Origin of the sequence: Nocardia sp. NPDC060220, from assembly GCF_042727815.1 — a bacterium.
Lineage (GTDB): Bacteria > Actinomycetota > Actinomycetes > Mycobacteriales > Mycobacteriaceae > Nocardia.
Window position 1 is genome coordinate 1 of record NZ_JBHWZY010000267.1, and the last position, 7,964, is coordinate 7,964.

The following is a 7,964-nucleotide window of genomic DNA, read 5'->3' on the forward strand; positions in this document are numbered from 1 at the left end:
GACCTCGACACCGAAGGCCTGACGCAGGAAGTTGCGCGCGAGTGTGCCTGCTGCGACCCGGGCCGCGGTCTCCCGGGCGCTGGCCCGTTCGAGCACCGGACGGGCATCGTCGAAGCCGTACTTGAGCATCCCGGAGTAATCGGCGTGACCGGGGCGCGGGCGGGTGAGCGGCGCGTTACGCGCCATTCCCGCGAGCTCGGTCTCGTCGATCGGATCGGCCGACATCACTTCGGTCCACTTGGGCCACTCGGAGTTGGCGATCTCGATGGCGACCGGGCCACCCATGGTGCGGCCGTGGCGTACGCCACCGACCAGGGTGACCTTGTCGGCCTCGAACTTCATCCGGGCGCCGCGCCCATAACCGAGCCGGCGGCGGGCGAGCTGTGCGGAGACATCGTCCGATGTCACCTCGACTCCGGCGACCATCCCTTCCAGGAGGGCGACGAGAGCGGGACCATGGGATTCTCCGGCAGTTATCCAGCGCAACACGCCGACTATCTTCCCATGTCGACACGTGTAGTCGGGAATGCGGGCCGACGTGACGGGCGGCACGTCGGCGCCGAGGCGGGCCGCGCGGTGGCGGCCGCCGCCCTGATCCGGCCGAACCGGCCTGTTCCGGACCGCCGGCAACATCGCATCACCGGGTTCGTCTCGGCGCGTCGCGCCGCCGGTCATGCCAGTGCCATCGCGGTGACGGTGGCCAGGCACATCGCGGGGCCGTGTGGCACCAGCCGCCGTGCCGGTACCGCGCGCACCTGCCGCGAGCCACGGCCCACCACCGCACGCAGCCGATCACCGCCGAGCAGCACGACCGCGGCCGCGGCGGTGAGCAGCGGGGCGGCCACCGCGGCCCACACCCAGGCCGGCGGACCGGCGATCGCCGTGGCAGCTCCGAGCGACACCGCGAGCTTCACATCACCCGCGCCGAGCGCGGCCGGGGAGAGCAGGTGGGCGATCAGATACGGCATCGTCAACAGCGCGGCCCCGATCACCGCGGTCTCCAATTCCTCTGTCGAGAACGCGAACAGGAACACCGCGGCCGCACCCACGCCGGTCAGCGCGTTGGGAAGGCGACGGGCATGGATGTCGATGACGCCCAGCAGCAGGCACCAGGCGATGAGGCAACAGAACGCGGCAGTGGTCATGGGATCGATCGTGCTGGGCCGCGACCACCGAAAGTGGGCCGTACCCGAGAATGTGGATAACGTCCGCGCATGTGGACAACGCCGTATCCACCTCGCCCACCGACACGAAATCCTGGGTATCGCGTGCCGACGTGTCGCCCGTCGGGCGGTAGCGTTGACCCATGTGTGCTGACTACACGGCTCCCGATTACGCGGCCCGGCGCGGTGCCCTGCGGAGCCTGCTGGTGGAAAACGGTGTCGACGCGTTGCTGGTGACCGATCTGGTCAACATCCGCTACCTGACCGGCTTCACCGGATCCAATGCCGTTGTGCTGGTGCATTCGTGGGATATGCGCGGAGCCGAGGACCGCACTGTCATCGGTACCGACGGCCGGTACTCCGCTCAGGTCGCCGAACAGGTCCCCGATCTGCAGGCCGAGATCTGCCGGGCCACCGCGCGCCGCGTTCTCGAGCTGACCGGGGAATGGCAGCTCGGTCGCGTCGGCTTCGAGAGCCACGTGGTGACCGTCGATCAGCACACCGCGTTCCAGGAGCTGCGCACCGGGCTGCAACTCGTCCCCACCTCGGGTCTGGTCGAACAGCTGCGCATGGTCAAGGATCCCTACGAGGTCGACCAGCTCGGCGCGGCGTGCACGGCCGCCGACAAGGCGCTGGCCACCCTGCTCGAGCGGGGCCTGCTGCGTCCGGGCCGCACCGAGAGACAGGTCGCCCGCGACCTCGAATGGGCGATGTTCGAGCACGGTGCCGATGCGATCTCGTTCGAGACGATCGTCGCCGCGGGCGCCCATTCGGCCATCCCGCACCACCGGCCGACCGGCGCCGTCCTGGCCACCGGTGACTTCGTGAAGTTCGATTTCGGCGCGGTGGTCAACGGCTACCACTCCGACATGACCCGCACCCTGGTCCTGGGGACCCCCGCCGACTGGCAGCGGGAGATCTACGAACTGGTCGCCCGCTCGCAACGCGCGGGCACCGAGGCGCTCGAACCCGGCGCGCAGACCAGCGAGGTCGACGCGGCGGCCCGGATGATCATCGAAGAAGCGGGGTACGGCCCGCAGTTCGTGCACGGTCTCGGACACGGCGTCGGGCTGCAGATCCATGAAGCACCCGGAGTGGCGAAAACGAGTACCGGTACACTTCTGGCTGGTGTGGCGGTGACCGTCGAACCTGGTGTATACCTTCCCGGCCGCGGCGGGGTCCGGATCGAGGACACGCTCGTGGTACGCGAAGCGGGCCCGGAACTGCTCACCCGCACCAGCAAGGACTTGATCGTCGTCGACTGACGTCGGCGCGCAGAACGCAGTAACCCCCAGTACGCAGTAATACGAACGAGGAGATCCGAGGACAGTGGCGGACACCAGCGACTTCAAGAACGGCCTTGTGCTGAAGATCGACGGTCAGCTTCAGCAGATCATCGAATTCCAGCACGTGAAGCCGGGCAAAGGCCCCGCGTTCGTGCGGACCAAGCTGAAGAACGTCGTGTCCGGCAAGGTCGTCGACAAGACCTTCAACGCGGGTGTCAAGGTCGAGACCGCGACCGTCGACCGTCGCGACATGACCTACCTGTACCACGACGGCACCGACTACATCTTCATGGACGGTGACACCTACGACCAGATCTCCATCCCGGAGGCCACCATCGGTGACGGTGCCCGCTTCCTGCTGGAGAACATGGGCGTGCAGGTCGCCGTGCACGAGGAGGCGCCGCTGTTCGTGGAGCTCCCCGTCACCATCGAGCTGGTCGTGCAGCACACCGATATCGGCCTGCAGGGCGACCGCTCCACCGGCGGCACCAAGCCCGCCACCCTGGAAACCGGCGCCGAGGTGGCCGTTCCGCTGTTCATCAACACCGGTGACAAGCTGAAAATCGACTCGCGCGACGGCAGCTACCTCGGCCGCGTCAACGGCTGATCGTGACCGACTCCCCGGCAGACAAGAAGGGCTCGTTCAAGAAGCTCGGCGCGCGCCACAAGGCGCGCCGCCGGGCCGTGGACCTGCTGTTCGAAGCGGAGGCGCGCGATGTCGACGTCTCCGTGCTGCTCTCGGATCGCGCTGAGCTGGCGACCCGCGACCAGAGCGTGGCCCCCGTGCACGCCTACACCACCACCCTCGTCGAGGGCGTCGCCGACGATCTCGACCGGGTCGACGGCACCATCGAGGGCTACCTCCAGGACTGGACTCTGCAGCGGCTGCCCGCGGTCGACCGGGCCATTCTGCGGATCGCGGTGTGGGAGCTGTTCCACGCCACCGACGTGCCCCCGGTCGTCGCGGTCGACGAGGCTGTCGAGCTGGCCAAGGAACTGTCCACCGACGACTCCCCGTCGTTCGTGAACGGCGTGCTCGGCCAGGTCGTGCAGGTGGCGCCGCAGGTCCGCGCCGCCGCGGCCGCAACGGCCGCCACGAAGGCCGCGCGTGGCGAGTCGGAGTCCTGAGGCGTGGCGCGCAAGTACCTCGTGATGGCCGAACGCACCCCGGCGTTCGACGCCTCGGTGATCGAACCGCACCGCACCTTCCTGCGGGAACTGCTCGCTGAGGGCCGACTCCAGGAAAGCGGTGGCTTCACCGACGGCACCGGCGGCGCCTATGTCATCCTGGCCGAAAGCCTCACCGCCGCAACAACAATCGCCCACTCCGACCCGCTGCACACCACCGGCGCCTCGGATCTGACGATCCACGAATGGGAAATCACCGTTTCGGCGTGAATCCCGTTCCCGCAGCCGCACGTTCCGAGTGAACGTGCGGCTGTTGTCGTACGCGGGCCCGGTCAGATCTTGTGCAGGCAGAACGAGACCGCCGGTGAGGTGTGGATCACCGCTTTCGTCTCGCGAAACCGCTTCCGCGTCGCGTCGCAGATGGTCCGGTCCTCGGCTTCGACGCGAGTATCGACCTCGAATGCCCCTGTGCCACAGGGGACCTTGCGTAGACGGTCGAGATGGAGCTTGACGTTGCCCGGGTCGTTGACACACTCACCGACTTTCGCGTTGAGGTGAGTGCACAGGTACTTCATGGGGCTGCTGGTGTACTTCCGGCGACTCCGCGAGAAGTCCATGTCACTGGTCGCGCATTTCTGCGTACTCCACGCGCTGGTGATGATCAACGCCGCGTCGGGGTCGGCGCATGCCCGTCGATGAAAGTCCCAGCCACCGCGCGTCGGATCGGTGTAGTACCCGCAATCGCCGGTTCGCTCCGTGTCCGATCGCGGCGAGAGCAGACCCCAGGCCATCAACCCGACCGCGCTGATCGGCACGAGCGCGACCAGCCCGAGCAGAACCCACTTACGTTTGCCGCCGAACAAGCGCGCAGTGCGCGCCTGTTGCTCCCGATAGCCCGGCCGTGTGCGACGACCGCGGGGCGGTCGCCACTGATCACTCGGTCGCGCCGGCTGCCCGGTCTGTTGTCCCTGCGGGATGTTCGGCTGCTCCACCTCGCCAGCTTGCCACCGGCGCAATCGAACTCGCATCGCGGCTGTCGTCTCGCACCCATACCGCGGGGCGAGCCCTACGCTGCCGTGTCGCCGGCGCCCCGGACCGCTCGATCGTGGTCCTGGAGTGCTTTCGTGATGATGTCGGTGACGTCGGCATCGTCGAAATCGCCGGGCAGGCCCATGCCCAGGGTGTCGAACAGGTCGCGTACCTGTTCGACAGTCGGCTCGTCGTCGAGCCGTACGGACGTCGCGCGGTCGATCGCGACCGGCCGGGATTCGGCGAAGCTGGTCCTGAGTTCGATGTTCCAGGAGTCGTAGTAGGGGCGGTCGCGCTCGATGATCATGGCGGGGAACCGCGGTCCGCGCTGGGTGACGATCAGAAAGCGGGTGGACAGGTCCCACCGGAACAGCGACACCGACGACGTCAGGCCGATCTGGATGTCGAGGAGCTGCGGCAGTCGTTGTTTGTGCCAGCATGCCGCGGCGATGGTGGCGTACACCTCGATCTGAGTGCCCTTGGCCGTCCAGGTGCGCGCGTCGTCGTCGGCGCCTTCGGCCAGCGAGCGGTAGAGCGCGGCGTAACGCGAACAGAGGTCGCGATCGGTCGGATCGAGAATTTCCAGGCGGACCAGCAGCTCTCGGCGATTGCGATGAGCTCGGTGCAAGCAATCGGGCAGCGTGACAACGCGGGTGTGAGCCCCGGTACCGCCTTTGAAGATCCAGCGATCGGTTTCGGTCCGTGCCTCGGCGAGCACTTCCGATACCTCGTCGCCCTTGGCGAATCGGACAGCCGACAAGCTGTCGAGCGTGCGCTGGGTGCTGGTGAGCAGTTCGTCGATCGCCGAGGCCCGGTCGCGCCGGTCGTTCAGCTCGTCCAGCGTGTGCGCGATATCGGTGAGGGACTGTCGTACCTGTGCGTTCATCGCCTCCTGTCGCCATCGGTCACGCAGAACGGCGAAGGCGATCACCCCGAGAGTGAGTGGGATGACCTTGGTCAGCAGCTCTTGCCTGGTGGGGTCGACCAGCCCGAGCACGCTCAGCGTGACAGCAAGAACAATGGCGATCGCGCTTTCGAAATTGCTCTTGATCCACACCGCAGCAGCGACGATGCGTGCGGGAAAACTCATGGCGGCCACCCCTTTTCGCCGACATCGCCGGTCATTCGTCCGGTGCGATGCGCTACAGGCTAGCGGGAGGCTCCGGTTTGCGCACGACGGACTTCACGAGCTGTGCCAGCTCGTCGACAGCGACCGGCCCACCGGCGAGGAAGCTCACTTCGCTCGACGGATCATCGATGGATTCGGGCAGCGGAGTTCGGTCGAAGTCGGTGATCTCGATGCCGCATTCACGAGCGATCACGCTACCTGCGGGGAAGTCGATCAACCCGGCGCGGTAGCCGACGAATCCGTGTATCAGCCCACGGCTCAGCATGATCCAGCACAGCAGGGGTGACCACAGCTGGATGAGACGTCGGGAATGGGTTTCCAGCGCGAGTCGAAGGGCGATGGCGGTGGTGTCGGTACGGCCGACCGGATACCCCTGCAACCACGCCAGGACTGGATCGCCGGGCGGTCGCGGCGTCACCTGGCGTCGCAGCGCACCGTGCGGCCCTGCCGCGCCTCGTCCCCGAATGGCCGACCAGGTGTTGCCGGTCATCGGTTCGTGCACGACACCCAGAACCGGGGTCCCGAAGTGGCACAACGCGATACCGATGCTGAACACCGGCAGACCGACCGCGAGATTGTTGGTGCCGTCGAGCGGGTCGACGAACCAGCACCATTCCGGCTCGCCGCGGAGTTCGCCGGATTCTTCGGCGATGACGCGGTGGTGGGGGAACGCTCGGCGCAGATCGCGAAGAATGATCTCCTCGGCGCCGAGGTCCAGATCGCTGACCAGGTCGCCGCCCGCGTCCTTGACCCGGATACCGAGCGGCTGAGTCAGACGTGAGTGGATGAGCTGCCCGGCGCGGATCGCGGTGTCACGTGCGGTCGCGGCGGCGCGCTCGATGACGTCGCGTTCGAGTGTGAGATCTATGAATTCGCTGTGTCGCACCGTTCCTCCAGGCCATTCGCGGGGCAATCCGTTCGCAGGCGCGCCAGGACGGCTTCGGCCAGTTCCCGCGTTCGCTGGGAACTGTGCGGTGTGCGTTCGACACGATGATCGGTGGTGCCGGGATCGCCCAGCGACAGGTCGAGCTCGCCGGGGATGTGTTCGCCCAACACGATGGTGGCGGCGGCGCTCAACACGTCGGTGACGTGGAACTCGCTGTGCGGCAACGTGTACACGTCGCCGTCGCGGAACACCTCGCGCGATCGGCTGCGGTATCGGACCGAGCGGCGGGTGGCGTGGACGGTATCGCCGTCGGTGTCGCTACGAACCTCGAAAACCCGATGTGTGCCCGCGTCCGAATCGGCCGAGACATCGATGATCTCGTTGACGACCGTGCCGTACAGGACATGACTGACCAGATTCCAGCTATGGGCGTGCACCATCGATGTCGTCGGCGCGGCGGGCCGGTCGGTACTCCAAACATGCAGGCAGATGCCGCGGGCCTCCTGTCGCCACACCGGAAAACAGGTGAACCCCAACGGATGTCGGACCGCAACGACCTCGACCACGCCTGCTGCCACGTCGGCCAGATAATCGTGCACCCAGGCACGCACCTCGGCGGTCGCGCCCGCAGCGGTGAGCAGCGAACGGAGCCGGGTGTAGGCGGGCATCAGTACGGGTTTCTCGGCTGGAGCGCACGGCGCACGATGTCGGCGACGTCGCGGTCGGTGAACGAGGTCGGCAGACCCAATCCCAGCGCGTCGAAGAGTCGCCTGGTCTGGTCGACGGAGGGTTCGTCCGCCAACGGCAGGTCCTCGCACCGATACAACGGAACCTGGCGGGTCTGTTTGAAACTGGCGACCAGTTCGCGGCTGAAGTCACGGTAGTAGGGCCGGTCGCGTTCGAACATGAGCGCCGGGGTGTTCGGGTTGTCCTGCGTGACGATGACGCAACTCGACGAGAGGTCCCAACGGAAGGTCGTCATCACCGCGGACAACCCGACGTCGATGGTGAGGAAGGTGAACCGTTGGCGGTACCAGCACGCCGCGAGCACCGTCGCGTAGGCCTCCTTGCGAGTGCGCTCAGTGGTCCACTGCTCGCCGGTGCGGTCGGCTTCCGGGGTGAGCGAGGACCGGAACTGCGCGTAGGTCTTGCACAGCGCCTCGTTCGACGGATCGAGGATCTCGATCTGCATGCGCAGGGGGCGTTGTTCACGGCGCGCGTTCTCCACACACGCGCGCAAAGTGACGGCTCGAATGTAGGTTCCGGTGCCGCCCTTGAAGATCCACTGCTCGGTGTCGCGGCGGGCGAGGGTGTGCGCGTGGCCGATCTCGGGTCCGTAGAGC

The 7,964-nt window shown here is 67.1% G+C and carries 11 protein-coding genes; 4 read left to right on the forward strand and 7 right to left on the reverse strand.

Translation table 11 applies throughout. The annotated features are described in order from the left end of the window. Together ACFWF3_RS15890 and ACFWF3_RS15895 are read right to left on the reverse strand one after the other, a co-directional pair. Positions 1 to 498 (reverse strand): chorismate synthase (locus tag ACFWF3_RS15890; protein ID WP_379314255.1); only part of this gene is annotated, 498 nt, incomplete at its 3' end. A 173-nt stretch (positions 499 to 671) separates the two neighbouring features. Continuing rightward, a complete protein-coding gene (locus tag ACFWF3_RS15895) occupies positions 672 to 1,145 on the reverse strand; it encodes a prepilin peptidase (protein WP_379314248.1) in 474 nt (157 codons plus the stop codon). Positions 1,146 to 1,306: 161 nt separating this feature from the next. On the opposite strand from ACFWF3_RS15895, the gene ACFWF3_RS15900 reads away from it, so the two are divergent. From ACFWF3_RS15900 to ACFWF3_RS15915, 4 genes are all read left to right on the forward strand, one after another. Then, complete coding sequence (locus tag ACFWF3_RS15900; protein ID WP_378989024.1) at positions 1,307 to 2,428, forward strand: M24 family metallopeptidase; 1,122 nt, start codon at positions 1,307 to 1,309, stop codon at positions 2,426 to 2,428. A gap of 64 nt (positions 2,429 to 2,492) precedes the next feature. Continuing rightward, complete coding sequence (gene efp, locus ACFWF3_RS15905; RefSeq protein ID WP_056810621.1) at positions 2,493 to 3,056, forward strand: elongation factor P; 564 nt, start codon at positions 2,493 to 2,495, stop codon at positions 3,054 to 3,056. A gap of 2 nt (positions 3,057 to 3,058) precedes the next feature. Next, on the forward strand, positions 3,059 to 3,577 hold the full coding sequence (nusB, locus tag ACFWF3_RS15910; protein WP_378626982.1) for a transcription antitermination factor NusB: 519 nt from the start codon (positions 3,059 to 3,061) through the stop codon (positions 3,575 to 3,577). Between the two features lie 3 nt (positions 3,578 to 3,580). Continuing rightward, positions 3,581 to 3,847, forward strand: a complete 267-nt coding sequence (locus ACFWF3_RS15915; protein WP_379314249.1) for a YciI family protein — start codon at positions 3,581 to 3,583, stop codon at positions 3,845 to 3,847. Between the two features lie 62 nt (positions 3,848 to 3,909). On the opposite strand, the gene ACFWF3_RS15920 is transcribed toward ACFWF3_RS15915, so the two are convergent. From ACFWF3_RS15920 to ACFWF3_RS15940, 5 genes are all read right to left on the reverse strand, one after another. Further along, positions 3,910 to 4,569: a hypothetical protein gene (locus tag ACFWF3_RS15920; RefSeq protein ID WP_379314250.1), complete on the reverse strand. Its 660-nt coding sequence runs from the start codon at positions 4,567 to 4,569 to the stop codon at positions 3,910 to 3,912. Positions 4,570 to 4,643: 74 nt separating this feature from the next. After that, positions 4,644 to 5,696 (reverse strand): hypothetical protein, encoded by a 1,053-nt coding sequence (locus tag ACFWF3_RS15925; RefSeq protein ID WP_379314251.1) that lies wholly within the window; start codon positions 5,694 to 5,696, stop codon positions 4,644 to 4,646. A 52-nt stretch (positions 5,697 to 5,748) separates the two neighbouring features. Next, positions 5,749 to 6,621: an inositol monophosphatase family protein gene (locus ACFWF3_RS15930; RefSeq protein WP_379314252.1), complete on the reverse strand. Its 873-nt coding sequence runs from the start codon at positions 6,619 to 6,621 to the stop codon at positions 5,749 to 5,751. After that, complete coding sequence (locus ACFWF3_RS15935; RefSeq protein WP_379314253.1) at positions 6,600 to 7,289, reverse strand: hypothetical protein; 690 nt, start codon at positions 7,287 to 7,289, stop codon at positions 6,600 to 6,602. The genes ACFWF3_RS15930 and ACFWF3_RS15935 overlap by 22 nt, the downstream gene beginning before the upstream one ends. After that, on the reverse strand, positions 7,289 to 7,964 hold a 676-nt coding region (locus ACFWF3_RS15940), incomplete at its 5' end, for a hypothetical protein (protein WP_379314254.1). The genes ACFWF3_RS15935 and ACFWF3_RS15940, both read right to left, overlap by 1 nt.